The following is a 26,692-nucleotide window of genomic DNA, read 5'->3' on the forward strand; positions in this document are numbered from 1 at the left end:
GCCGGGTAAGGCAAACTGCGTGACCTGATGCTGGCAGGGTTGATTGACTTTGCGGCAAATAGGATCAGAATAGCCTGCATCAAGGACTGCGCTACACGGAGTTTATCATCATCAACCTTCGCGATCTTTTCCGCCTTAACGCGGCGGTAAAACCCGGCCTGTTAGCCTCGGCTTTACTGCTGGTCAGCTGTGCCTCGACGCCGCCTAAGTCACTGGTTACGCCTTTTCCGCCCGCCAGCAAACCTGCGCAGCCTTCTCAACCGGTGCCGCATAACGCCCCCATGCGCGGCGTCTGGCTCACCACCGTTTCACGCCTCGACTGGCCGCCGCTCGCCTCGGTGAATATCAGCAGCGACGACGTGCGCATCCGGGTGCAGAAAAAAGCGTTGACGGATAAGCTGGATAAACTGAAAAGTCTGGGAATCAACACGGTGTTCTTCCAGGTTAAACCAGACGGAACCGCGCTCTGGGACTCAAAAATCCTGCCCTGGTCAGACATGATGACCGGGAAAATTGGGCAGAATCCGGGCTTTGACCCGCTGCAGTTCATGCTCGATGAAGCGCACCGGCGCGGTATGCGGGTACATGCCTGGTTCAATCCCTACCGTGTATCGGTGAATACCAAACCTTCAACGGTGGCCGAGCTAAACCGCACGCTGTCGCAACACCCCGCCAGCGTATTTGTGCTCCATCGTGACTGGATTCGTACCTCGGGGGATCGCTATGTGCTCGATCCGGGCATTCCTGATGCCCGTGACTGGATAACGAGTATTGTGGCTGAGGTGGTCAAGCGTTATGACATCGATGGCGTGCAGTTCGACGATTACTTCTATGCCGAGTCGCCCGGCTCTGCCCTGAACGACAGCCAGACCTTTATTAAATACGGTCAGGGCTTTGCGTCGAAAGCAGACTGGCGCAGACATAATACACAGTTGTTAATCGAGCAGGTTTCCCACACCATCGAGCAGCTCAAGCCGAATGTTGAATTTGGCGTCAGCCCTGCGGGCGTCTGGCGCAACCGCTCACATGATGCGGCAGGCTCAGACACGCGCGGCGCGGCCGCTTACGATGAATCTTACGCGGATACGCGCCGTTGGGTGCAGGAAGGGTTGCTGGACTATATCGCGCCGCAAATCTACTGGCCCTTCTCGCGCAGCGCTGCCCGCTATGATGTGCTGGCCAACTGGTGGGCTAACGTCGTCAAGCCGACCAAAACTCGCCTGTATATCGGTATTGCCTTATACAAAGTTGGCGTGCCGGCGAAAAATGAGCCGGAATGGACAATTAACGGTGGCGTGCCGGAGCTGAAAAGACAGCTGGATCTCAATGATTCCATCCCGCAGATCGATGGCACTATTTTGTTCCGGGAAGATTTCCTGAATCAGCCGCAAACGCAGGATGCCGTGAATTATCTGCGCAGCCGTTGGGGCCAGACTCAATGATTCATACCGAAGTTGTGCCCGATACCGCACCCGCGCTACAGACGCTGACGGCCCGCCTGTCAGCCGAGCTGTTGGCCATAACCGGCGACAACGGAACCCATCACTTTACGCCATCAGATCGGGCGCTGTGGATACTGGCCACCGATGAGACGGGTAACGCGGTTGGCTGCGGCGCACTCGTACATGTTTCAACCGAAACCGCCGAACTGAAGCGCATGTTTTCAACCCGACAGCACGCGGGAACCGGCGCGGCGCTGCTCTCAGCCCTAGAGCAGCTTGCCCGGGCACGCGGTTATAAGGCAATTCGTCTTTCTACCCGCATGGTTAATGCCCGCGCGGTGGCGTTTTATCAGCGTCACGGCTATCAACAAACCGCGCGCTATGGTGTGTACAAGGATAAGCCCGTGTCGGTTTGCCTGAGTAAAACGCTATGAGCATTAACAATTATTTTACTAATTTGCCATAAATAGCACGTTTGTCAGCACCGCCATTTTTTCGTGGCGTAAGATACGTCAATAAACGTAAAGCCTAAAGCGGAAATCTTCATGTCTGATTGCACAAGTGACGTAAAATCACGCCAGCCCGATCTGCCCCCCACCGTAGACGACAGCCAGAAGATTCTGGTGTCGATTCTTGGCGCCGTCGCATTTTCCCACTGCTGTAACGATTTTATCCAGGCCATGCTGCCATCGATTTATCCCTTGCTGAAAACCAACTTTACGCTGAGCTATGCGCAGATTGGTTTGATCACGCTGATCTATCAGATGACTGCGTCGCTGTTGCAGCCCTGGATCGGCCTGTACACCGACAAACATCCCAAACCCTGGCTGCTGCCGTCTGGCATGGTTTCGACCCTGATTGGCATCGGACTCCTGGCGATGGCCCCGCATTTCTCTGTGGTGTTGGTTGCTTCGGCGCAGATTGGCGTTGGCTCTGCAACCTTTCACCCGGAAGCCTCGCGGGTTGCACGGATGGCATCGGGCGGCCGCTTTGGTACGGCACAGTCAACGTTTCAGGTCGGCGGTTATATTGGCACGGCGTTTGCGCCTTTAGTCGCGGCGATGCTGATTATTCCGCATGGACAGATAGCAGTCGGCTGGCTGATGATCATTGCGCTGTTTGCGGTCATTATTCTTTCCGGCATCAGTCGCTGGACGGTGAAACATGGCCATGCGCACATGAAAAAACACAACCTTCAGGCGCTGCGGTCGCTTTCATCGCGGGACGTCAAAGTGGCGTTGTCCGTGGTTGGCGTGCTGTTGCTGGCAAAATTTACCTATATTGCCTCAATCAGTAACTACTACATTTTTTACCTGGTTGAGCGCTTTCAGCTTCCGATTGCGCAGGCGCAGATCTACCTGTTTACCTTTCTGGCCGCCGTCGCCGTTGGCACGCTGGCCGGCGGGCCGATTGGCGATCGCATTGGCCGCAAAGCGGTTGTCTGGATCTCGTTTCTCGGTGTTATTCCGTTCTCGCTGCTGATGCCGCATGCCAATCTGTTCTGGACCGTGGTGCTGACCGTTTGTATCGGCTTGGTCTTTTCATCGGCATTTGCCGCGCTGGTCGTGTACGCGCAGGAAGTGTTGCCCGGCCGCACCGGGATGGTGGCCGGGATTATGTTTGGCACCATGTTTGGCATTGGCGGTATCGCCGCGGCGGCGCTGGGGAAACTGGCTGACGGGTACGGTATCACTACCGTGTATAACGCCTGTGGCTTTCTTCCGCTGCTGGGATTTGCCACGTTACTGATGCCAGATACACGTCGGGTTAACTAACCCGCGCGAACAGGCAGCACGTCGCTGCCTGTTGCCTTTCTCAGACGTAACCCATCATTTTCAGCATCGACTGCGCCTGAGTCATCGCCTCAGCCCGATGCGTGATCCCCAGCTTCTGATAAAGATTCCGGATGTGGGTTTTGATCGTGGTTGAGGCCACGTCCAGCTCCGCCGCAATCTGCTCGTTACTGTAGCCGGAATAGATCAGCCCCAGCACCTGCCATTCACGCTGCGTGAGCGGACTGGTACGAATCAGCTCGGGTACGTCAGGATGATTCAGTAAACGGCTGACAAAACTTTCATCAAAATGGGCAAATTTGTGGCGATGATACTTATTGATCTCGTTAAGGATGCGGCGCGCACGGTGGTTATCCAGTTCATCAAGCGCATTTAACTGCAATAACTGACGCAGCTGTTGTGCCATGGATTCGCCCTGCACCACAAAGTGGCTGATGAAGCCGGTGCTGCGGGCCAGCCGGAGCGCATCCAGCAACGCATGCTGCGCTTTAGCACGCTGATCGGTTTCCCAGTAAATCTGGTTCAGCAGCAGTACATTACGGTTGAGATCGCTCATCAACTGCAAGGGGCGCGCATTTTCATTAAGCTCGTCCAGAATCACTTCCGCCTGCGTGTAATGCCCGAGCAAAATCTGTGCCCGTGCCACGTTTCGCCACTGGCCCTGCAAAAAATGGTTATTGGCGCAGGCCGGTTTGGGTGTCTGACGCAGCCACTCACTGGCGCTTTGCGTATCACCGGTCATTTGCCAGTACAGCACCCTGACTTTATCGGCATTGGCGAGCCAGTCATTGTGCCAACGGCCGTTGTTTAGCAGGTTTTCCAGCCGGTTCAACAGGCTGCGTGCGTTGTCCAGGTTGCCTCGGGCAATGGCGCTTTGCACCAATACGCTCAGGCACTGTATTTGCTGCTGAGGCTGATAACCCTGCAGCACTTTCATGCCCTCGCGTGCCGCCTGCTCGGCTTCATCCAGCCTGCCCCAGGCCCACATGAGTTGGGCGCGGATACGCAACAGGAACTCATGCAGCGGAAAGTGTGAAAGATGCTGCTCTTGGACCAGCACGAAGGCCCGCTGCTGAGTCTCGTACGCCGTTTGCAGGAAGCCTTGAGCAAACAAAATTTCGCTTTGCTGGATCAGGCTCCAAAGCACATAGTGCCAGGCTTCATCGCGACGCGCCATTTGCTCTGTCTGGCGCATCAACGCCAGCGAGCGACTCAGCTCGCCTTTACAGTGCATGACTTCGCCATGTACCGAGGTTGCCACGATACGGCTGTAGTGGCGGCTCTCTGGCAGCGCATTCAGCGCCAGCATCGCCAGGCGTTCCGCCTCATCGGCATTGCCGTCGTTAATAGCGACCTGCGCCAGTAACGCGTTAAATTCACCGCGTAATACCGCATCGATTTCGCACTGGCTTTCCTGCTCAAATCGGGCCAGCAGGCTGTTCACCTCCGCGAAGCGGTGCTGGCTTTGCATCAGCCAGGCCTGTAACAACACCAGGCTGGGATTATCGAGCCGCATTGCCCAGGGCAGTGCATTCAGCGAGGACTCCAGTAAAGGCAGCTCGCTTTGATTAAACAGCGACCATGCATGTTCGGTTAACACATCACGCAGCATCTCCGCGTCACCGGAAGCACGTGCATGATGAATCGCCTCGCTCGGGAAGCCCTGCGCCATCCAGCTGGTTGCCGCCGCCCGATGTAGCGCCGGAAGTTCGGCAGCCAGTTCCCACTGGCAACGCTGTTGCAGGAAACTGCCAAACAGCGGGTGATAGCTAAACCACTGGCCGGAATCATCCATCCGCTGCAAAAACAGCCCTTGGCGCTCAATGTCTTCCAGCCAGCACTGGCCGTTATCCTCGCCCGTCACCTGGGTAATCAGCGGCGCGTTAAGCGAACGCAGCAGCGAACTCTTCAGCAGAAAATGGCGCGTGGTCAGACTGACGTTATCCAGCACTTCCTCAACCAGATAATCGGTTAAGTGGCTGGCATTGATCCCTGACAGGCGACGCGCGGAGTGTTGGGCCGCCCCCGCCCCCTGGCGGGCCGAGAGCGCGATAAGCTGCAGCGCCGTGGCCCAGCCTGCAACGTCATCACACAGGCGCCCCGCATCTTCGGACTCCAGCGGTGCAGGCAGGCGGGCATCGAAAAACTGCTGCGCCTCCTGATGGGTAAACGCCAGTTGCTGACTGCTCAACTCCATCAACTGCTCGCGAACGCGCAGGTTGGCGATACCTAACTGGGGAAGATTACGCGAAAGCACCACCAGGGTAACGTTTTCAGGTTGATGGCGTAAAAAGAAACGCATCGCTTCATGAATTACAGGATTGGTGATGTGATGGTAATCATCGATAATCAGCCACAGCGGTTTATGCCAGGTATGAAGCTCATTGAAAATCTGCGTAAACAGCGCGTTCAGATTCACGTACTGCCGTTTGTTTGCCAGCGCTTCACTCCGGCTACAGCTGCCGTGCGTGGCCTGCTGCAGAGCGGCAATTAAATAGTCCGCAAAACGCTCTGGCTGATTGTCGCTTTCATCCAGCGAGTACCAGCCCAAGTCGGCTTTGTCTGCGGCCCACTGCGATATCAGGGTGGTTTTGCCATAGCCTGCAGGACTGGTTACCAGTACCAGGCGGTAGTTACCTGCAGCGGAAAGTTTTCGAATCAGCCGCTCCCGTTTCACCGTGGCTTCATGGCGGACAGGACGGCTGAGTTTAGAGGGGATTAACATGAACGCACGCTTCTCCGTTAACGTCTGGCGCATCATTTTTTTACGCTTCGTAATTATTCCTCACACGTTCAGCTATCCCTCCTGATAAAGCAAGCGGACGCTTAAGCGAATCTTCACAAAAGCGAGTCTAATCACACTTAAGTTAAATTTTCAGACTTGCCTCACCCTCTCCTCCCTTGCCCTCATCCTGACGGAACTTTTGCCGGGAGGATGAGCGATTCCCCGCGCAAGGGCAGACTCATCCTTATTCCCATTCTTTGTCGACAGGACACCCGGCTATGACACAGCACCCTTTTGATCGTTCCCGTTTTGACGCAGCGCTGACGCGCCAGTGGCAACGCTTTGGCCTGCATGATGCAGGAGAAATGACGCCCCATCAGTGGTGGCAGGCTCTGAGCGGCGCGCTGGCAGAAATGCTCAACGCGCTGCCCCCCCGCCCGGCATCCGGCGATTTGCGCCATGTGAATTACCTCTCTATGGAGTTTCTCACCGGGCGGCTGACCGGCAACAATCTGCTCAACGTAGGGTGGTTCGACGAGGTGAAGACGGCCCTGACGGAGTGGGATGTTTCGCTGAGCGAGGTGCTGGAAAGCGAGAGCGATCCGGCGCTGGGCAATGGCGGACTGGGCAGGCTGGCAGCCTGTTTTTTGGACGCGATGGCCACGGTGGGTCAGCCCGCAACGGGCTATGGCCTGAACTACCAATATGGCCTGTTTCGTCAGCGCTTTGTCGAAGGTGAACAGGATGAACTGCCCGATGACTGGCAGCGCGACCGCTATCCCTGGTTTACACATAATGCCGCGCTAACGGTACAGGTCGGCCTGGGCGGCAACGTTGTGGCCGAGAATGGCAGAACGCACTGGCAGCCCGCGTTTCAACTGGAGGGCGAAGCCTGGGATCTGCCGGTCGTGGGCTTCGGGAATGGCCTTACGCAGCCTCTGCGGCTGTGGCAGGCAAAACATGCGCACCCTTTTGATCTCAAACTGTTCAACGGTGGCGCCTTTTTGCGGGCGGAAAAGCAAGGCATTAATGCGGAAAAACTGACCAAAGTGCTTTACCCCAACGACAACCATCAGGCAGGAAAAAAACTGCGCCTGATGCAGCAGTATTTTCAATGCGCCTGTTCGCTGGCAGACATTCTTCGTCGCCACCGTCTGGCGGGCCGGGCCATTGAAACCCTGCCGGATCATGAGGTGATCCAGCTGAATGATACGCACCCAACGCTGGCTATTCCTGAACTGATGCGTCTGTTGCTGGATGACCATCAGCTCAGCTGGCAGGACGCCTGGCACCTTACTCAGCGCACCTTTGCCTACACCAACCATACGCTGATGCCGGAAGCGCTGGAGTGCTGGGATACCCACATCGTGCGCAGCCTGCTTCCGCGGCACATGGAGATTATTAACGCCATCAATACCCAGCTCAAAGAGACGGTTAACCGGCAGTGGCCAGGGAACAAGGCTGTCTGGTCGAAACTGGCCATCGTGCACGGTAAACAGCTGCGCATGGCCAATCTGTGTGTGGTGACCTGCTTTGCGGTAAACGGCGTGGCCGCCCTGCACTCGCGGCTGGTAAAAGACGATCTGTTCCCGGAATACGTCACCCTGTGGCCGGAAAAATTTCACAACGTCACCAATGGCATCACGCCGCGCCGCTGGATTCATCAGTGTAATCCCCGACTGGCGGCGCTTATCGGAAAAACGCTTAATCAGCCCTGGCTCAACGATTTGGATGCGCTTCAGGGGCTGGAAAAACAGGTGGATAATCCGGGATTTTGCACGGCGTACCGCGAGATTAAACAGCGCAATAAAGAGGATTTGGCCTGCTGGATTGCGCAACGCACCGGGATTAAGGTGAATCCCGAGGCCCTGTTTGATGTGCAGATCAAACGGCTGCACGAGTACAAACGTCAGCATCTCAGCCTGCTGCATACCATCGCCCTATGGCAAACCCTGGTGAACGATCCTCAGGCGAACCGCTGTCCTCGCGTCGTGATCTTCGGCGCGAAGGCGGCACCGGGCTATGCGTTGGCTAAAAATATCATTTTTGCCATCAACAAGGTGGCTGACGTCATCAACACCGATCCGCGCGTGGCCGATCGCCTTAAAGTCGTGTTTATTCCCGACTACAACGTCTCTGTGGCGGAACGGCTTATCCCGGCCGCAGACCTGTCAGAGCAGATTTCACTGGCGGGCAAAGAGGCCTCGGGCACCGGCAACATGAAGCTGGCCCTGAACGGCGCGCTGACCATTGGCACGCTCGATGGTGCGAACGTGGAGATCGCTGAACAGGTCGGCGAGGAGAATATCTTTATTTTTGGTCATACGGTAGAACAGATTAATGCCCTCAAGGCCGCTGGCTATGCCCCTGCAAAATGGCGCGAAAAAGACGCCCAGCTCGACCAGGCGCTGACGTCACTGGAGGACGGTACGTTCAGCGCAGGCGACCGGCACGCTTTTGATCTGCTGTTGCACAGTCTGGGGGCTAAAAACGGCGATTCTTATCTGGTTCTGGCCGACTTCCGGCATTACCTCAACGCTCAACAGCGCGTTGAAGCACTGTGGTCTGATAAAGCGGCCTGGACGCGCGCCACGATACTCAATACCGCTCGCTGCGGCATGTTCAGCGCCGACCGGTCGATTCGTCACTATCAGCAACGTATCTGGCAGCGTAAACGCTAAGGACCACCATGAAACCACTTCATTATCCGGCCGGGATCGGCAGGGTAGCCACTGAATATGTTGATGCGCATGGGGCGGTCCGGCAGGTATCTGCATCTACCCGCGATCGCTTGCTGACGGCGATGCAGCCAGGCCCTGGCCCTGGCGTTATCCCCCCGGTCGCCGTCTTTGCCCATGGTTTACCCATCCGCTTAACGCCCTCTCTGACTGGCCCGGCGCGCTGGCACCTTGCGGGCGAATCGGGTGAATGCTGGTCAGGGCACTGCGAGCCAGAGGCGTCTTTGACGCTTCCAGCGCTGCCTGAAGGTTACCATCTTCTGACAATAAACGCGGATGCACAGCAATCGACGTGTCAGATAATAGTGACACCGTCACGTTGCTATGAGCCGGAGGCCTTGCTACGGGGTGAGAAACGTTGGGGAACCTGCGTCCAGCTTTACGCTTTACGTTCGGATCAGAACTGGGGAATCGGCGATTTTGCTGACCTGCGGGACATGGTTAAGGCGGTTGGCATGCGCGGCGGCGCTTTCGTGGGGCTGAACCCCCTGCATGCACTTTTTCCTGCATTACCTGATGATGCCAGCCCCTATAGCCCGTCTTCCCGACGCTGGCTTAACGTGCTCTATATCAGCGTTCCTGAGGTTGAGGACTTTAACCTGAGTGCCGCTGCACAGTGCTGGTGGCAGTCGGCAGAAACGCAACACAGGCTGCACCAGGCGCGTCACGCGCCTTGGGTCGATTATTCCACGGTGGCATCACTGAAGCTGGATGCCCTGCGGTTTGCCTGGCAGCAGTTTATGCAGCGAGATAAACAGGATAGTCAGGTCGAGGCATTTGAGGTGTTTGTGTCTGAGGGCGGTGAAAGTCTGCTGCATCAGGGATTGTTCGATGCCTTGCAGGCCTGGCTTTGCAAAGAAGATCCCCTGCGTCACGGCTGGCAAACGTGGCCCACTGACTATCAACAACCCGATACGGCCGCCGTACACGCGTTTCGAATTGAACATGGCGATGAAATTCGTTTCTATCTCTGGCTGCAATGGCTGGCGGCGCGTCAGTTTGCCGCCTGCTGGCACCTGTGCCAGCAGCACCAAATGGCACCCGGACTTTATCGCGATTTGGCCGTTGGCGTCGCCGCAGGGGGATCGGAAACCTGGAGCCAACGCGGGCTTTACTGTTTAGCCGCCAGCACAGGCGCCCCACCGGATATTCTGGGCCCGCTCGGCCAGAACTGGGGGGTGCCGCCAATGGACCCGCAATCTTTGTATGATCGGGCATATGAACCCTGGATTACGTTACTGCGCGCGAATATGCGCGATTGTGGAGCGTTACGTATCGATCATGTCATGGCTTTGCTACGACTGTGGTGGATTCCGCTAGGAGAAACGGCCGGCGCAGGCGCGTATGTCATCTATCCCATTGACGATCTGCTCGCGATTCTGGCGCTGGAGAGTCAGCGCCAGCGCTGCATGGTAATTGGTGAGGATTTAGGTACGGTGCCAGAGGCGATTGTCGATAAACTCCACAATGCTGGCGTCTACTCGTATAAGGTGCTCTATTTTGAGCAAAACTCGCCCAAGGGCTTTCGCCCACCTGCGGCATGGCCGCGTCAGGCAATGGCTGTCGCCACCACCCACGATATGCCAACGCTCCGTGGCTGGTGGCAAAGTGACGATCTGACACTGGGGAGCCAACTGGGTTTGTATCCTGATAAAGCGGTGCTTGCCGGGCTGTATCATCAGCGCCGGGCAGCCCGGTCAGCGCTGCTTCAGACCCTGACGCGCCACGGTTACCTCAAGCCCAAAGGGCGGGTTCAGGCAAACAGTCCACGCATGAGCCTGTTACTTAACCAGGTTATCCATCAGTATCTCGCGGACTGCACCAGCGCCCTGCTGGGTTTACAACCCGAAGACTGGCTGGATATGGCCTCGCCGGTTAATGTGCCGGGAACGGTAGAGGCTTATCCAAACTGGCGGCGTAAGCTCAGTCTGTCGCTGGAGGCAATGTTTGCAGATAAGCGTATCACGGCACTGCTGGAGGAGATTTCCCGGCGTTGTTCGTGATTTATCAGGCGATCCCGGGATAAGTTTCAGGCGTGGTCCCGGATCGCTGAAATCGGTGTCGCAGAGCCGTATTAAATGCGGTCAGCATGAAGAGCAAGCACACCAAAATGGACTGGCGTGAGAAAACACAGGCAGAAAATAAGGTTTGCGTTTAGCTATCGATTCGTGTTTTTTACTCGGTAAAATAGATGCCATTATGGCTTGTGAGTCAGCGTATGATTTCGATTCCCTTTCCTGCTTTGACGTTATTTGCACTACTGATATTAATGATGATGCTCATTCGCTCTGGTAAGCGAGAATACCGTGGGGCAATCATGTTTATTGCAGCGTCGGCCGGATTAATATCCTTGAGTATGATCAGGTGGGAATGGCATTTCTCTCTTCTTAAACCCCTGCAGGCTATACTGGCAACACTTTTACCCGCAGTGGCCTGGTCGTGCTTCAGCGGCCTTACGCATCAATCCTGTGCGCGTCGCCTGAAGCTGGCTGTTATTCCTGTTTATACTGCCATCATCATCCAGCTGTGTCTGCCCGTCCTGACAGACCCTCTGTTGTTTCTGATTTATGCAGGTTATGGCATCGCACTACTACGTGCAGCAACAAACGGAGCTGATTTTTTTGTCGAATCACGCTTCAGAGAAGCTTCCATAACCCAGAAAATGACCTTTTTTGCGGGATGTTTTCTTTGCTTTTCGGCATTCACCGACGCGGTTATCAGCAGCATGATGAATATTGCCCCGCAATTAATTGCCCTGTTTCAGGGAATGACACTACCGTTACTTTGTATTGCCATTGTCCGGGCAGTAAAGAGCGTTCCTGCTGGTGAACCTCAAGCCGAAGAAACGACAACCCTTAGCGATGATGAGGCAAAGGATACGACGCTTGCGCCTTTATGCCTGCACATCGAAAAGCTTGTCCGCGCACACGCTTACTATCTTGATACTGATCTTACGCTGAACAAGCTTGCACGCAAACTCGGTATTCCAGCACGGCATATTTCACGCGCGATAAACGCTACAAGGCAGTGCAACGTTTCGCAGTGGCTCAATGGGTTTCGTATAGAAAAGGCGCAGGACATGCTGCGCCAGCCACAGCTAAAAATTACTGACATCATGCTTGAAACCGGGTTTATCAGTAAGTCAAACTTCAACCGGGAATTTATGCGCATTACGGGAAAAACCCCCACCGCATTTCGTCAGGCTATGGATGATAGTGCAGCGCGGTGTTGAGAAACGCACTGATTTTACCGATCAACATGTTGTGAAGTGCGTTTCTGTTCACGCCCTGTCCATCCCGGCAGACTTCCCCTTCGCCCGGCGCGCTTTGCTCAATCAGCGCCTCCCCCTGCGGTTTGCATTGCTGCATAAAGCTAAAATGGGTCGCCCCGGGAATAACACCATAAGTGACAACGTCACTAGACAGTGCCTTTGCCAGATACTTCGATTCAAGCGAGGCAGGCAGCGCCGGGGAATCTACACCTGCCGCTAAAATCAGCACGGGCAGCCGAATATGCCCCAGGCTCTGCGTCGTGAGTCCGCGAGCTAACCCCAAATCCAGCGCCACTACCTCCTTAATGCGCCGGTCTTGCAGGTCTGAGCTCAGCTGGCTGGCCCCTTGTCTGTTATCAAGGCCCAGTGTTGTCATTAGCCTGCAGCTGGACAGTTCAGCGTGTTGGATGCAGTCATGAGCAAATTGTTGAGGATCAAAACGCGCCCCCGCTAATTCCATTACCGTCCAGCCCCCAAGAGAGTGCCCGACAGCGGCGATTCGTTTGGTGTCAGCACGCCCTGCCAGCAGGGGATCGTTCAGAATCCGCTCCAGTGCCATGATTAAATCCTGCGGACGCCGCCAGAGCTGTCTGGCATGTGTCAATGTTAAATCCGACGTCGTGGTACCGGGATGATTGGTCGCAATCACGATGTATCCCTGTTTAGCCATCGCGTCGGCCAGCCATGCAAGGTTGCGCCAACTTCCGCCATAACCATGAGATAACAGTAATACAGGATGTAAGCCGGGCAAGGGTTTAGCATTTCGCACCACGCTGACACCTGTAAACGCGGGATTATCCGCGATGTTTTCCTTGGGCGACGACGCTGCACTGGGATACCACACGGCAACCTCAACCGGGCGTTGCTGCTCGCCTGCTATGAACTGGCGAAAGCCGTTGCTGGCCATCGCAGAATGACTAAATACGATGAGGGAAAAAGAGATAATAAGACGTATTAACATGATGAAGGCTCCAGTTGTGACAGAGCCTTTTTGTATCAGTGCCGAAGGTTACTCGCGTCCTGGAACGCGATCGGGTACCTCAATAACCTCATTCAGGCTGAGAATTGCGCAAAGCCTGACCAAAAGTATCAGCATCTTTGAAAAAGAAAGACGCGAATTTACGCCAGAACGGAACAGGTAAGCGCGAGGGTCAGGAAACTGACCTCATAAAAAAAGGTGCACCTCAGCGCACCAGATGGAACAAATCAGCACTGCCGGAGTGATTACCCCTTGCCTTTAACACTGCTGATAAAGGTTTGCCGCGCAGACGTCGAGCCGAGCCGTTCGGCCTCATCCAGCAGTCTGAGCGATTTATCAATATTGCCCTGCGCCGCCGCCTGGCGAATAGCCCCGTTAAAATAGCCTTCGGTATCCTGGATAATAGGCTGTGTTTTCACTGCAGGCGTCGTAGCGGGCACAGGGCTGGCAGCGGCTGGTTGACTGTTTCCGACCGTCACCGGAGCCGGGCCCGAAGATCCAAATAACGGCCCGACGAGTATTGAGGAATCCGAGCGGGTACTCAGCTTTATTTTTACTCTGCCAGATGTTGTGTGACGGGCAACCGGATCGGGAATGTCGGGAACGGCATGGCCGGTGCCTTTGGCATAGGCTTTTGCCGGATCAAGCAGCGTTGTGGTCCGGGCAAGATCCGTCTCTGTGGTGAACACCAACAGATAGATTTTTTGCTGTCCGGGAACCGGAGTCAGCTTCATCACGCCTTCCAACCGGTCAGCGGCCATCACGCCAGGTTGCTGATAAGAAAACCAGCGGCTGGGGAACCAGGCGGCCGGACGCAGGTTTTCGTCCAGAATGAGCACGTTGGGCGCAAAGACCTGATTCTGCTCAACCTCACTGCTTAAGGTGATTGTCAGCTCGCCCAGCGTGGCAGGCAGGCTGTAAGCGGCGACCGGCCCGGTGATGCCGGCAACGTTTAGCGGACTGTGCCCGGCCGTTAACGTCGTAACCTGCGGCCGTGCGGTATCCAGGGGTTGCCAGTGCATGCTCTGCAGGCTGGTAAACGGAATGGCGGGCGCTGCAGAGACATCCTGCGGCATCAGATTGATCGCGGCCCGTGCAGGCAGACTGTGTCCTGCCAGCAGGAGCGCGCTCAGACAAAGTGCGGTGAATGTTTTATAGGTTTTCATTTTTAACCTCGAGAAACGGGCAGACCGCGGCAACGCAGGCAATAGCCGCCGCAGCCTGAAAAACAGTGCGAAACGGTCTACAGTGGTTTATCCAGAAAAGGGATCACCACCAGATTTCCATTTGCGCGCCAAAGGTCCACTCATCATTATTGCCGCGGCTGTTGGTAAACAGGCCGTTTCCGGTGCTGTCCTGTGACGCAAAGGTGGTGATATCACCGGCCGCGTCTTTGTTATAACCCCACTTCTCATCCCATTTGGCATAGGTCGCGAAGAGCCGCAGCGCAGGACGTGACCAGATGCTGTCTCCCGCCTGCCACTGCTGCGCCAGCGTGATTTTGTACTGACCATTGCGTTCGCCGACCTGCTGTGACTTCACGTTGTCATAGCCCACTTCCAGCAGGGTGCTCATGATCGGCGTCCATTTGTACATGGGCCGCACGCCAACGGTGTACCACTCATTACCCCGGTTGTTATCCAGATCGGTGTTTTGATACATCGCGACGTACATCATGTCCCAGCGTTCCGCCAGGGTGATTGCCCCGTGGTCCAGAACCCGATACATCTTGCCGTTATTATTAATATTCGTGCCCTGTGCCAGCCCTTTCCCCTGAGACGTCAACGCATCGGTCGCATACTGCAGCACAAATTTGTTGTAGCCTTTGAGCATGCTCTGCGTATGTTCGGCGGTGAACAGCCAGCCGTCTCGGGATGCGCCATCTTCTAAGCGGTAGCCGTCACGCGCATTGGCGCGGCCGTAATCCACACCCAGTTCCAGGACGCCATTGGGGTTGGTTTCCAGCCCTGCCAGACGGACGTCAAACACATCATCTGCGGTACTGGTGGCGTAATTGCGAATGCGATCGTTAGAAAAGGTGTAAGATCCGCCCGCTTCTGATGAGCGCGTTGCGGCAAACGACAGCTTACCAAATCCCAGATCGACATCTTCCAGACCCGCGCCCGGGCCGGAAATATCCCAGTAGTAGAAATCGATCATGTGAACGTCATGACGCTGGTAGAAACGTTTACCGGCCCAGATAGTGGAACCCGGCAGGGCATCAATCAGGTTTTTACCCTTGACGTTGGCTTCACGAAAAGCCGGTGAAGTGGATTCCCAGTCGTTTTGCTGAGAAACCGAGTACGCCACGTTGGTGTCGAAGTAGAAGCTCTTGTCGCCCTCTTTCCACACTTCCTGACCCAGCTTAAGTTCAGCATAGGTTTCGCACTCGTTACCCAGACGGTATTTACTTTGAGCACCGGTTGCCTGGAAGCATTGCTGCTCGCCGCCGCTGCCCGTCCAGCCAATGCCGGAGCGAGCATAACCGGTAAAATCCACCGCCATCAGCGGTGAAGACAGCGTGCCTGTCGCTACCGCTACGGCAAGGGAAAGTTTGCGCAGAGTTAACATTTTCAATCTCCTGAGGTCATTGCTTTTATTGTTTTGCGGGATTAAACGCCGGGCTCCTGATGCAGCCTGCGACACGCGCTTCCGTCCTCTCGGAACAGATGACAACGCTCGGGTGGCAAGCCAATGCCCATCATGGCGCCCTCTTTTACCAACACCACGTCCTCCTGGCGGTACACCAGGTTTTGACGGATGGCGGGGATTTGGATGTGGATTTGAGTTTCGTGTCCCAGTTGCTCAACGACCTGCACTTCCCCCTCAAGGGTGACGTCAGCGATATCACTGGACAGCAGATGTTCCGGCCGGATACCCAACGACATATTGCTGCCGACCTGCACGTTGGCGCTGTCTACCGGTAGCCAGACCAGCTGATTATTGGGCAGGCGCACCTGCACCTGTTCAATCGCGGTGGCGGTGACCTTAACGGGGAGGAAGTTCATTTTTGGCGAGCCAATAAAGCCTGCAACAAAGCGGTTTGCCGGATAGTGATAGAGCGCCAGCGGCCGCCCAACCTGCGCCACACGACCGGCGTCCAGTACCACAATTTTATCGGCCAGGGTCATGGCTTCGATCTGGTCGTGAGTCACGTAGATCATGGTGCGCCTGAGTCGCTTATGCAGGCGGGAGATCTCGATGCGCATCTGCACCCGCAGGGCGGCATCAAGATTAGAAAGGGGTTCGTCCAGCAGGAAGACTCGGGGTTCGGCGACCAGCGTGCGGCCGATGGCAACGCGCTGGCGCTGTCCGCCAGAGAGCGCCTTTGGGCGGCGATCAAGCAAATGCGCCAGCTGCAGCACCTCAGCAACCTGGGTTACGCGCTGCTCTCTTTCCGCTTTTTTAACGCCGGCCAGCTTCAGGCCAAAAGACATGTTTTCTGCCACCGAGAGATGGGGATATAGCGCGTAAGACTGAAATACCATGCCAATGCCGCGTTCGGCAGGCGGCACCTCATTCATCCGCTTATCGCCAATCAACAATTCACCGCGGGTAATCGTCTCCAGGCCAGCAATCATCCGCAGCAGCGTTGATTTACCGCATCCAGAAGGCCCGACAAATACGACAAACTCGCCCTCACCAATCTCCAGATTGATATCGTTCGACACCACCGTGTCGCCCCAGGCTTTGGTGACATTGCGTAACACGACGCTCGCCATAGTGCTTTCCTCTCCACTCGCTAATGCGGCCCGCACGTTAGCGGACAAATTCTGGCGTTCACTATGCGTAGCGTGACGCGTCACCACATCCTCCACCGACGCGCTTTATCTGGGGGAGGAGACGGGAGGAGGAGAAAACATCAGCACACGAGAGCGGTCGCGCGCTGCACTGATTTTTGTGATCGGTAACGCAGTCTGGCACCCACCTTTGTGTGAGCCAGACCGTGATAATCCTGTCACTTTGTAACAGCGATCACACCTCGACGGCGGCAGGCGTAGAGGCCAGGAGGATGAGAAGCCGGTAAGAACACGCAGAATGTGCGGCAAGCAACATGTTCGTTTCCGCTAACAGGATGGAGTGTTAAAGATGAAAACTGGCGCAAAAATTTTGGCTCTGTCAGCCCTCTCGGCGGTGCTGTTCTCCGCTTCCGCAGTCGCAAAGATTGAAGAAGGAAAACTGGTTATCTGGATCAACGGTGACAAAGGCTATAACGGTCTGGCCGAGGTGGGAAAAAAGTTTGAACAGGAAACCGGTATTCACGTCACAGTCGAGCATCCGGATAAAATGGAAGAAAAATATCCGCAGGTGGCCGCGACCGGTGACGGTCCGGACATTATCTTCTGGGCGCACGATCGTTTTGGCGGTTATGCCCAGTCCGGCCTGTTAGCCGAGGTGTCACCGGACAGCCGTTTCCAGCAAAAAATCTTTCCTTTCACCTGGGACGCCGTGCGCTTCGACGGCAAGCTCATTGGCTATCCGGTTTCCGTTGAGTCGCTGTCGCTGATCTACAACAAAGACCTGCTCCCCACGCCGCCAAAAACATGGGAAGAGATGGCCGCCCTGGATAAGTCGCTGCGCGAGAAAGGCAAAAGCGCCATCATGTTTAATCTGCAGGAGCCCTACTTTACCTGGCCGCTGCTGGCAGCCGGCGGCGCTTATGCCTATCAGTTGACGGACGGACACTATGATGTCAAAAACACCGGCGTCGATAATGCCGGCGCCAAGGCCGGCATGCAGTTCCTGGTCGATCAGGTCAAAGCCAAGGTGCTGAACGCCGATACGGACTACTCCATTGCCGAAGCCGCTTTTAATAAAGGCCAGACGGCGATGACCATTAACGGCCCCTGGGCCTGGAGCAATATCGATAAGAGCGGTATTCACTACGGCGTTGCGCCGTTGCCGACGTTGAACGGCAAGCCCTCCAAACCTTTTGTTGGCGTACTCAGCGCTGGGATTAATGCGGCCAGCCCGAACAAAGAGCTGGCTAAAGAGTTCCTGGAAAACTATCTGTTAACGGATGCCGGCCTTGAGGCCGTGAACAAAGATAAACCGCTGGGGGCGGTGGCCCTGAAGTCCTTCCAGCAAAAGCTGGAGAAAGACTCGCGTATTGCCGCCACTATGGAAAATGCACAACGCGGTGACATTATGCCCAACATCCCACAAATGGCGGCGTTCTGGTACGCCATGCGCACCGCCACCCTTAACGCGCTGAGCGGCCGTCAGTCCGTTGATGCCGCGCTCAAGGATGCGCATTCACGTTTAAGCAAGTAAATCGTTCAGCGCAGGCCAGTTCGCTGGCCTGCAAACCTGCCGTTAAGGAAATCGGGTCATGTCAGAAAAACCGCAAACGGGACGGCATCGTTCTCTGTTGAAAGGCGCACTGGTGGGCATCTGTTGTTTGCTGGTCGGTTATTTACTGGTGCGGATGTATGCTCAGGGGGAATATCTGTTTGCCCTGCTGGCGCTGGTCATAAGCGGGCTGGGTATCGGGATTTATGCCAATCGCAAGGCCTACGCCTGGCGTTATGTTTATCCCGGCATGGCCGGCATGATGTTATTTGTCTTGTTCCCTCTGGCCTGTACCGTGGGCATTGCCTTTACCAACTACAGCAGCACCAATCAGTTGACCCAGGAGCGGGCGCAGCAGGTTTTACTCAGCAGACAATATCAGGACGGTACAGGTTTGAATTTCAGCCTGCTTCCCGAAGACGATCGCTGGCGGCTGGTGCTTAGCGAGGGATCGAACAGTCAGACCTGGGTGTCACCGATCTTCTCCTTCGACACCGCGGGCCCATTAAAGATGGTGAGCGCACCTGCTCCAGAAGGAGAACGGGCAAACTTACGTGTCATCACCACACATCGCCAGGCACTGGCAAAACTCCGCGCCGTGCTGCCTGACGGACGTGAACTGGTTATGAGTTCCTTGCGTCAGTTTTCAGGGACGCGCCCGCTCTATGTGGTAACGGATCATCAGACGTTAAGAAACCAGCAAAGCGGCGTACGCTATCGCGCCAATCCGGATACCGGCTTTTATCAGCTGATTGACGCAAAGGGCCAGTGGGGAGAAGAACGTCTGAGTCCCGGATTTACCGTGGGCGCGGGCTGGCAGAACTTTATTCGCGTGTTCACCGACGAGGGGATTCAAAAGCCGTTCCTGGCCATCTTTGGCTGGACGATGATTTTCTCGTTGCTGACCGTGGTGTTAACGGTGGCGGTGGGCATGGTGCTGGCCTGCCTGGTGCAGTGGGAGGCGTTAAAAGGCAAAGCCGTTTACCGGGTGATGCTGATCCTGCCTTATGCCGTGCCCGCCTTTATCTCCATCTTGATCTTCAAAGGATTATTCAACCAGAGCTTTGGCGAAATCAACGTCATGCTCAACGCCCTTTTTGGCAGTAAACCGGCGTGGTTCAGCGATCCTACCCTGGCGCGTGCCATGTTGATCATCGTGAATACCTGGCTGGGTTATCCCTACATGATGATTTTGTGCATGGGGCTGCTGAAAGCCATTCCCGAGGATTTGTACGAAGCCTCTGCGATGGACGGTGCCGGGCCGCTGCAAAACTTTTTCCTGATTACGGTGCCGCTGCTGTTGAAACCGTTGACGCCGCTGATGATTGCCAGTTTTGCCTTCAATTTTAATAATTTTGTGCTGGTGCAGCTACTGACGAATGGTGCACCCGACAGGCTCGGCACAACCACGCCTGCGGGTTACACCGACCTGCTGGTGAACTACACCTGGCGTATTGCTTTTGAAGGCGGTGGCGGGCAGGACTTTGGTCTGGCAGCGGCTATCGCCACGCTGATCTTCCTGCTGGTTGGCGCTCTGGCGGTGATCAATCTGAAAGCCGTGCGGATGAAATTCGACTAAGGAGTCATGATGGCGATGGTACAACCCAAATCGCAGAAGTTACGTCTGTTTATGACGCATCTGCTGCTGCTGGCGTTTATTGCGGCAATACTGTTTCCCTTACTGATGGTCGTGGCGATTTCGCTACGCGCGGGGAATTTTGCCACCGGCAGTATTATTCCGGAACATATCTCCTGGGAACACTGGCGGCTGGCGCTGGGCTTCAGCGTTCAGCATGCTGATGGCTCAGTCACGCCGCCGCCCTTTCCTGTTTTGCTGTGGCTGTGGAACTCGGTCAAAATCGCGGCTATCAGCGCAATGGGCATTGTGGCGCTGTCCACCACCTGCGCCTATGCCTTTGCCCGGATGCGCTTTAAAGGGCGTGAGAGCCTGTTAAAAGGGATGCTGATTTTTCAGATGTTCCCGGCGGTGCTGTCGCTGGTTGCGCTTTATGCTCTGTTCGACCGTCTGGGGCAATATCTGCCGTTTATTGGTTTGAATACCCATGGCGGCGTGATCTTCGCCTATCTTGGCGGCATCGCGCTGCATGTCTGGACAATAAAAGGCTATTTCGAAACCATTGACGGTTCGCTGGAGGAAGCGGCGGCGCTGGATGGCGCAACGCCCTGGCAGGCATTCCGGCTGGTGTTACTCCCGTTATCGGTGCCCATTTTGGCCGTAGTGTTTATTCTGGCGTTTATCGCTGCGGTAACGGAAGTTCCGGTGGCCTCCCTGCTGCTGCGTGACGTCAACAGTTACACGCTGGCCGTGGGCATGCAGCAATATCTTAATCCGCAAAACTATCTGTGGGGCGATTTTGCCGCAGCCGCCGTTCTCTCTGCCCTTCCTATTACCTTGGTGTTCCTGCTGGCGCAACGCTGGCTGGTTAACGGCCTGACCGCCGGCGGCGTGAAGGGCTGATTGCGTCATCCTCCCCCTTGCAAGGTGATAATGCGGACATTGGCGGCCCGTCATGGCCGCCTTTTTTCAATCTTCACTAACCAGATCGTCGTAGACCGCCCGCAAGCGCATGCGCAGATACAGTACGGCTTTATGCTTGCGCGACAGCAAGGTCTGAACACTGACGCCGGTTAATTCTGACAGCGCTTTATAGCTGATTCCCTGCAGCTCCGGTTGGTCAAACACCTCATACTGCGCGGGCGGAAGTTCGGCTAGCGCCACTTCCAGCGCGTCCCAGAGTAGCGCTCTGAGGTAATCCTCTTCAGGGGTTTGCGGAATGCCAAACAGGGTTTCGGCCAGTTCGCTTTCAACCCCATCTTCCTCGTCGTTTTTCATGTAGCTGGCAAGTGGCAACTCCCGCTTCTTTCGCGCCCGATCCGTCATTTCATTACGTGCCGCCCGAAACAGCCAGGCGGAGATATTCTCAACCGGCTGTTCCACGCCGATCGGCTGACAGGTGATTTCCTGCAGAATATCTTCAGCCTCCTCCCGTGCCGGGGTTCGGGCACGAATAAATGCCTGGAGTTTCGTTCTGCAGAGCGTAAGCGCTTTTACCCACGATGCGGCTTGCGATGCGCTGGCCTTCAACGCCTACTCAGTCCGGTCAGCAGGGTTGTCATCTGGCGAGAGAGACTGCTCGTCCCGGTGTTTATCCCGGCAGTGTTGTCCCCGATGGCCAAAACCTTCCCGACGTTGCTTCATAAATGCGTCTCGTTGTTCCGGTGTCATCTGCATCCAGCGTTCATGCATACGACGCCGGGCATGGCCAAACATTCCCGGCCTGATACCCAAGCCACCAAACAGGATCCGGCACAGCAACAACAACCCTGCGGCCTGCCAGAAACCGATCGTTTTGACCCCGATAAGCGCGGGCAGCAAGGCATTCCACAGTGACATGACCAGCAGACACAGCACGACAATAAAAACGGCGCCCACTATTAACGGCTTCGCCAGTTGGTTTCTGCCCCTGGCACGGGCATGGCGGAACGAAGGGTGATCAAAATCTCTCATATCAGGATGACCTCATCAGTGATTAACACAGGTTTGTGATGAGGTAGACGAATGAGCCAGCATAATATTGCTGACGGCGGAAAAAAAAGTGCAGGCTTCGACGTGTTGTGCGGGTGACGGAGATAACACAGCCGTGCCGGTGAGCGAATATTCACCGGCACTGAGGACCTGATGGGATCAGGGAGGCATCACGCGCCCCTCATCGTGTCGTTGTCACGTCAGGATTTACTGGCCTGCCCGGGCATGATTTTTTCAACGGCCTTTCCCTCCAGCGCGGCCTTTACGACGGTGAAAACGTCAGTATTATCGATGTAATCGCCCTGGTTGTAACCGACATATTTGGCATAGCCTGCGTCGTTACCGCGCACGCGTTCGGCGAAGGCATCAGCGCCCACACCTTTTGCCCACAGCGGAACCAGCGCGTTAGCGTGATTGCCGGTAGGACGAAACGACACGCCTGGCATGGCCCCTTTGCCGTTATTAATAACGGCTTCAAATGCGCGAGTCTGCGCATCCGGCCCCATCGGCATGCCGTTATCATGATCCGTGGTAACAATGAGCAAGGTCTCGTTCCAGTTGCTGTTTTTCTCGACCCATTCAATGACAGAGGCCACGGCGTGATTAAAATCGGCGCTTTCTTCAATCAGACGGCCGTATTCAACGCCCACACAGTTGGGGTTATACGTGTTGCCCCAGTCTCCTTTACCACTGCAGGCATTGCTGGTATGGGCAGACCAGTCGGTTGCCCCACCTTCTACCATCATAAAGAAGCCGTTGGGATTTTTGCTCAGATGCTGAATCGCGCCACGGGTCATCAGGTTCAGCGTTGGCACCGTGGTAATATATGCATCGCCTGATGGATTCGCCGCGTCTTTACCAACAAACTCACTCTGCCGGCCCTGCTGTAACGTTCCGTTGGGAGCGACGTTGGGCGATCCCAGCAGCGGGCCATCATAGTTCAGCGAGCCGTTAGCCAACTGGGTAAACGCTTCTGTGCTGCGCACAATCTTCCAGGGCTGACCGCCCGCTGGCGCCAGCTTACCCGCGCGGAGTAAATCCCATTCGGTTTGCGCCAGATACAGGTTTGCATCTTTGCCACAGCCGGCGGTGGACTCATTTTTTGCCAGATGCTGACAATCTGTTCCATTCACGTTGAAGCCCGGCAGTCCGGTTCCCATAATCACGTCGAGCTTACCGGCGGTGAGCATTTGTCTGGCGATCGCGTGATAATCGTTACGGGAAGCATTCTGCGCACCAAAGGCCGCTGGTGTGGCGTGCGAGAACGGCACACTGGTGACGACGCCCGTGGCCTTCCCCTGTGCCCTGGCTGTCAGAGTAATGAAGTCGACCGGTTTACCCATGTTATCGACGTTGATGGCGTTGTTATAGGTTTTTACCCCGGATGCCAGCGCGGTACCCGCCGCCGCACTGTCAGTAGGATTTATGGCCAGATATTCGTACCCCTTAAAGGGCAGTTCTTTGCTCTCGGTTTTTGTCGTGTCCCAGGCTTTCTGCGCGTCATAATTAACAAGGGATTCATTGTTGTATGTGGCTTTTTTCGAGGCGTTGAGTGGATAGGTTGTCATGGCATACTTTACCGGGAATCCAGCATAAGGCGTTTTATCGCGCCCACCGTACTGCCAGTATGCGGTGGCATCCCATGTTCCCCAGCCTGCACCATCGTTAATCATGACAATGACGTTTTTCGCTTTAATGGCGTCGGCAAGCGAGGAGGCACTAAGGGTCAGACCGCCCAGAGCCAGCAGCCACAGAGGAAGTTGACGCAGGGAAAACGCAGCAGAGGAAGGGTGAAGACGAGGTTGACGTGACATAAAACTCTCCATAATGATGACAGCGACCGCCTGAACAAAGAAACAGGTTTCAAAGGATGTCGAAAGATGTCTCTTTGTTACTCCGTGGCTGTGCAGTATTGGGAGGCATTGTGACAGTTTTATGAAAATCCTGTGCCGATGGACGAGAGAATTCCCTAAAGCAAATTTCATTACGGGTAAGCCTGTTACTTATCAACCTGTTACCTGAACAATGCGGCTGATTTCAATTTTTTCAATTAATGTAAACTTCTGTCAGCCAAAGGCCGCGCGCTCTTTTATCCCACCTTGCTGTTCATGCCGGTTTGATTGTTAAGTTCGTGTTGGCATTTTGTATCCAGATTTCACAACCTGTAAGCAGACACAAAAAACCTTCCATATTTCAGCTCAAGTGTGGCTGAAGCTTTCATAAGCATCTGATTAGCAAGAAAAGCCAAATTCGTTAACCGGAAAAGGTATTTTATAACTTTTGCCGACAGTCCTTAACATGACCGCGTTAATCGAACTCATGGCGAATGAATTAAAAAATCGATAGCGCTCAACAGGCGCGTGATGCCGTAATTTCAGATACTCAGGAGCACGAAAATGAAAGCACTTGTTCAGGATATTTTGTCTATCTTCTCTCCTCAGACCGTTAGCCCTGTGTTTATCCGTACAGGTTTGTCTCAGGATGAAAAAAATGCCATCAAGCCGATGGGCGTGACAACCGTCACCTGGGCGACATCGATGGAAGAAATCACCGATGCCCTGCTGCGCAAAGCCACGGAGGCGGGTGCTGTGGGCTATCACATTACCCACGTTGATTCCCATAAACCGGGTAACGATCAGCAGCATATTCTGGAAGCCACTGCAACGTTGTACGCCCTTGACGAAAAGGCATTGCAGAGAGCCTGATTGTGACCGTTCACTCTTCGCAATGCATTATTAGCCACTCTGAACCCTGCTGTTATCTTCGGCAATAACAGCAGGGGTTCCCGTTTTCCCCTGCTACGCAACAATATCCCTTTATTTCAGGCCGCAATCTCTTCACATATTCTGCCAGTTTTCTCTATTCTATATGTATGCTGTAACTAAATAAGGCTGTTCAATAAATTGTTACGCTGCCAGAGCTACGCGTTTGCTCATCAGCCACTATAGTTTTCAACACACTTTCCCCCTGCGCCGATAATGAGGTTTTTATGAGCAAGCTCTTTTCCCCTTTCTCTCTGGGTGAGTTAACCCTGGATAACAGGATAGTCATTGCGCCAATGTGTCAGTATTCGGCTGATGAGGGCAGTGCGACCGCCTGGCATCGTATTCATCTTGGACACCTTGCCTTATCGGGTGCAGGCTTGTTGATTATTGAAGCGACCGCCGTTGAGGACATCGGCCGGATCACCTATGGCGATTTAGGCTTATGGGACGATGAAACAGAAACGGCGCTGAGCGAGGTTCTGCAGGATATTCGCCAGTACTCAGCTATGCCGATTGGCATGCAGCTCGGCCATGCCGGGCGTAAAGCATCCTGCACCGTTCCCTGGGAAGGTGGCGAACAGATTGCGCCTCAGGATGGCGGCTGGCAAACCCAGGCCCCTTCTGCCCTGTCGTTTAGTGATGGCGAGTATCCTCCACTGGAGATGCAGGCCAGCGATCTCGAGCGCGTTAAAAATGCCTTTGTCGCAACGGCAAAACGCGCGGTTCGCCTGGGAATAGAATTAATTGAAGTTCACGCCGCGCATGGCTACCTGCTCCACCAGTTCCTCTCTCCCTTATCCAACAAGCGAAGTGATGAATACGGCGGCTCGCTGGAAAACAGAATGCGTTATCCCCTGGAAGTGTTTCACGCGGTACGTGAAGCCGTACCCGCAGAGATTCCGGTTGGGGTGCGTATTTCGGCCAGCGACTGGGTAGAAGGCGGATGGGATGTCGGCCAGTCCATTGCCTTCTCTAAGCAGCTTGAATCCCTGAACTGTGCCTACATCCACGTATCCAGCGGCGGACTGTCGGAACAACAGCAGATCAAGGTCGGGCCAAATTACCAGGTCCCTTTTGCGCGCGACATCCGCCAGCAGATTGGCATTCCGGTGATTGCGGTAGGCTTAATAACCGAGCCACAGCAGGCTGAAGATATTTTGCAACAGGAGGAAGCCGACCTGGTCGCCCTGGCGCGCGGCATGTTGTATAACCCGCGCTGGCCATGGCACGCCGCGGCCACGTTTGATGCTCAGGTAAAAGCGCCGCCGCAGTATCTGCGCTCAGAACCCCATGGGGCAAAAGGAACGCTGAAGCAGGACGAATAACTGACTCTGGCCGCAACCGGGTTGCGGCCTTAACGGTTAGCCTGCTGGTGGCACTGCAGCAGCGCCAGATGCGGACCTGACAGGGGCTGACGTTCAGGCGGAAACTGCTGCGCAACCGGTGCCATCGAACTCTGTGCCAATACCACCCGCTCTGCGCCCTGCTGCCAGGCATGTTCCACCGCTGTACGTACGCAGTGAAAATATCCCGCTCTATCTCCCGTTTTAAAGCGTTGCCAGGCTTCGGGAATCAGGCGGATGTCCGGCGTTTGCCCGTCGGTGCAGAATAGCGCACGCGTTGCGCCAAGCGTGGATTCTGCCGCACAGAGCACCACCGTTTTCTTGGCGCTCTGATGCACAGCTTTTGCCAACATGCCGTCGGTACGCCAGACAGCACAAGGTTGTCGGGATGAGGTAAAGGCTTCGGAAACCGGCCCTAATGTCGAGCAGGTGATCAGAATGATATCGAAGTGCGGTTGCAGATCCCGTAACAGCGCAACCAGCCGCTCGTGCAGTCCTGCCGTCAGGCCGCCGCTGGCTTCAGCTTCAGCCAGCAGGTGCGGCATGACCAGATGGCTGAGCTGCAGATGGCTCAGCTCCAGCTGACGGGCAGCATCGTCAAAAATGGCGATATTGCTGGCGGCGGTATGCAAACAGGCAATATTGATCACGTGTTGGTTCTTATGCTGAAAGATGTCCCTCATCATGCCACGCCTTTAACCGGCCACCAAGCCCTTGCCAGCCTGACATATTTGGCGGTGTTGCGTCAGTCGTTCACGTTAAACGCATGCTTATTACTTGCCCTCAGTGACGTCAGG

20 protein-coding genes are annotated in these 26,692 nt (G+C 55.3%); 11 read left to right on the top strand and 9 right to left on the bottom strand.

Translation table 11 applies throughout. From position 1 onward, the window contains the following. The first annotated feature begins 107 nt into the window (after nucleotides 1-107). The 3 genes from GKC68_RS11180 (at nucleotide 108) to GKC68_RS11190 (ending at nucleotide 3,217) form a co-directional block, all read left to right on the top strand. Nucleotides 108-1,442, top strand: a complete 1,335-nt coding sequence (locus tag GKC68_RS11180; protein WP_342656888.1) for a glycoside hydrolase family 10 protein — start codon at nucleotides 108-110, stop codon at nucleotides 1,440-1,442. After that, nucleotides 1,439-1,876, top strand: a complete 438-nt coding sequence (locus GKC68_RS11185) for a GNAT family N-acetyltransferase (RefSeq protein WP_342656855.1) — start codon at nucleotides 1,439-1,441, stop codon at nucleotides 1,874-1,876. Before GKC68_RS11180 ends, GKC68_RS11185 begins: the two co-directional genes overlap by 4 nt. Before the next feature lie 111 nt (nucleotides 1,877-1,987). After that, a complete protein-coding gene (locus GKC68_RS11190) occupies nucleotides 1,988-3,217 on the top strand; it encodes an MFS transporter (RefSeq protein WP_342656856.1) in 1,230 nt (409 codons plus the stop codon). Nucleotides 3,218-3,257: 40 nt separating this feature from the next. Here GKC68_RS11190 and malT read toward each other — a convergent pair whose 3' ends face one another. Then, nucleotides 3,258-5,960 (bottom strand): HTH-type transcriptional regulator MalT, encoded by a 2,703-nt coding sequence (gene malT / locus GKC68_RS11195; RefSeq protein WP_064367232.1) that lies wholly within the window; start codon nucleotides 5,958-5,960, stop codon nucleotides 3,258-3,260. 278 nt (nucleotides 5,961-6,238) lie between these two features. Between malT and malP the strand changes: the two genes are divergently transcribed. The 3 genes from malP (at nucleotide 6,239) to GKC68_RS11210 (ending at nucleotide 11,930) form a co-directional block, all read left to right on the top strand. Further along, nucleotides 6,239-8,641 carry a maltodextrin phosphorylase gene (malP, locus tag GKC68_RS11200; RefSeq protein WP_342656857.1) on the top strand — a complete coding sequence of 801 codons (2,403 nt, stop codon included), beginning with the start codon at nucleotides 6,239-6,241 and terminating at the stop codon, nucleotides 8,639-8,641. Between the two features lie 8 nt (nucleotides 8,642-8,649). Then, nucleotides 8,650-10,701, top strand: a complete 2,052-nt coding sequence (gene malQ, locus GKC68_RS11205; protein ID WP_342656858.1) for a 4-alpha-glucanotransferase — start codon at nucleotides 8,650-8,652, stop codon at nucleotides 10,699-10,701. A 188-nt stretch (nucleotides 10,702-10,889) separates the two neighbouring features. Next, a complete protein-coding gene (locus GKC68_RS11210; protein WP_342656859.1) occupies nucleotides 10,890-11,930 on the top strand; it encodes an AraC family transcriptional regulator in 1,041 nt (346 codons plus the stop codon). On the opposite strand, the gene GKC68_RS11215 is transcribed toward GKC68_RS11210, so the two are convergent. The 4 genes from GKC68_RS11215 to malK all read right to left on the bottom strand — a co-directional run bounded on the left by GKC68_RS11215 (nucleotide 11,902) and on the right by malK (nucleotide 16,670). Beyond that, on the bottom strand, nucleotides 11,902-12,930 hold the full coding sequence (locus GKC68_RS11215; protein ID WP_342656860.1) for an alpha/beta fold hydrolase: 1,029 nt from the start codon (nucleotides 12,928-12,930) through the stop codon (nucleotides 11,902-11,904). The two genes, GKC68_RS11210 and GKC68_RS11215, sit on opposite strands and share 29 nt — an antisense overlap. 263 nt (nucleotides 12,931-13,193) lie before the next feature. Continuing rightward, a complete protein-coding gene (gene malM / locus GKC68_RS11220) occupies nucleotides 13,194-14,114 on the bottom strand; it encodes a maltose operon protein MalM (protein WP_342656861.1) in 921 nt (306 codons plus the stop codon). Nucleotides 14,115-14,217: 103 nt separating this feature from the next. Then, on the bottom strand, nucleotides 14,218-15,519 hold the full coding sequence (locus GKC68_RS11225) for a maltoporin (protein WP_014593718.1): 1,302 nt from the start codon (nucleotides 15,517-15,519) through the stop codon (nucleotides 14,218-14,220). 41 nt (nucleotides 15,520-15,560) lie between these two features. Further along, a complete protein-coding gene (malK, locus tag GKC68_RS11230; protein WP_028724319.1) occupies nucleotides 15,561-16,670 on the bottom strand; it encodes a maltose/maltodextrin ABC transporter ATP-binding protein MalK in 1,110 nt (369 codons plus the stop codon). A 367-nt stretch (nucleotides 16,671-17,037) separates the two neighbouring features. Between malK and malE the strand changes: the two genes are divergently transcribed. From malE to malG, 3 genes are read left to right on the top strand one after another with little or no spacing between them, the layout of a single operon-like run. Next, the gene (gene malE, locus GKC68_RS11235; RefSeq protein WP_342656862.1) at nucleotides 17,038-18,222 is read left to right on the top strand and encodes a maltose/maltodextrin ABC transporter substrate-binding protein MalE; all 1,185 of its coding nucleotides are present in this window, start codon (nucleotides 17,038-17,040) and stop codon (nucleotides 18,220-18,222) included. Nucleotides 18,223-18,280: 58 nt separating this feature from the next. Continuing rightward, nucleotides 18,281-19,819 (top strand): maltose ABC transporter permease MalF, encoded by a 1,539-nt coding sequence (malF, locus tag GKC68_RS11240; RefSeq protein ID WP_342656863.1) that lies wholly within the window; start codon nucleotides 18,281-18,283, stop codon nucleotides 19,817-19,819. Nucleotides 19,820-19,828: 9 nt separating this feature from the next. Continuing rightward, entirely contained in the window at nucleotides 19,829-20,719 is an 891-nt protein-coding gene (gene malG, locus GKC68_RS11245) for a maltose ABC transporter permease MalG (protein WP_064367075.1), read from the top strand. Between the two features lie 66 nt (nucleotides 20,720-20,785). On the opposite strand, the gene GKC68_RS11250 is transcribed toward malG, so the two are convergent. The 3 genes from GKC68_RS11250 to GKC68_RS11260 all read right to left on the bottom strand — a co-directional run bounded on the left by GKC68_RS11250 (nucleotide 20,786) and on the right by GKC68_RS11260 (nucleotide 23,601). Further along, nucleotides 20,786-21,346 (bottom strand): RNA polymerase sigma factor, encoded by a 561-nt coding sequence (locus tag GKC68_RS11250; protein ID WP_263775310.1) that lies wholly within the window; start codon nucleotides 21,344-21,346, stop codon nucleotides 20,786-20,788. Nucleotides 21,347-21,349: 3 nt separating this feature from the next. Continuing rightward, entirely contained in the window at nucleotides 21,350-21,769 is a 420-nt protein-coding gene (locus GKC68_RS11255) for a hypothetical protein (RefSeq protein ID WP_064367077.1), read from the bottom strand. A 218-nt stretch (nucleotides 21,770-21,987) separates the two neighbouring features. Further along, nucleotides 21,988-23,601, bottom strand: coding sequence for an alkaline phosphatase (locus tag GKC68_RS11260; RefSeq protein WP_342656864.1), 1,614 nt, complete (start codon nucleotides 23,599-23,601; stop codon nucleotides 21,988-21,990). Between the two features lie 582 nt (nucleotides 23,602-24,183). Between GKC68_RS11260 and GKC68_RS11265 the strand changes: the two genes are divergently transcribed. Further along, complete coding sequence (locus tag GKC68_RS11265) at nucleotides 24,184-24,492, top strand: DUF1471 domain-containing protein (protein WP_013025782.1); 309 nt, start codon at nucleotides 24,184-24,186, stop codon at nucleotides 24,490-24,492. Between the two features lie 284 nt (nucleotides 24,493-24,776). Next, nucleotides 24,777-25,877, top strand: a complete 1,101-nt coding sequence (locus GKC68_RS11270; RefSeq protein WP_288429661.1) for an NADH:flavin oxidoreductase/NADH oxidase — start codon at nucleotides 24,777-24,779, stop codon at nucleotides 25,875-25,877. A 29-nt stretch (nucleotides 25,878-25,906) separates the two neighbouring features. Here GKC68_RS11270 and GKC68_RS11275 read toward each other — a convergent pair whose 3' ends face one another. Continuing rightward, the gene (locus GKC68_RS11275; RefSeq protein ID WP_288429663.1) at nucleotides 25,907-26,581 is read right to left on the bottom strand and encodes a glutamate racemase; all 675 of its coding nucleotides are present in this window, start codon (nucleotides 26,579-26,581) and stop codon (nucleotides 25,907-25,909) included. Nucleotides 26,582-26,692 lie beyond the last annotated feature (111 nt).

It is taken from the genome of Pantoea sp. RSPAM1 (assembly GCF_038816185.1).
Lineage (GTDB): Bacteria > Pseudomonadota > Gammaproteobacteria > Enterobacterales > Enterobacteriaceae > Pantoea > Pantoea ananatis.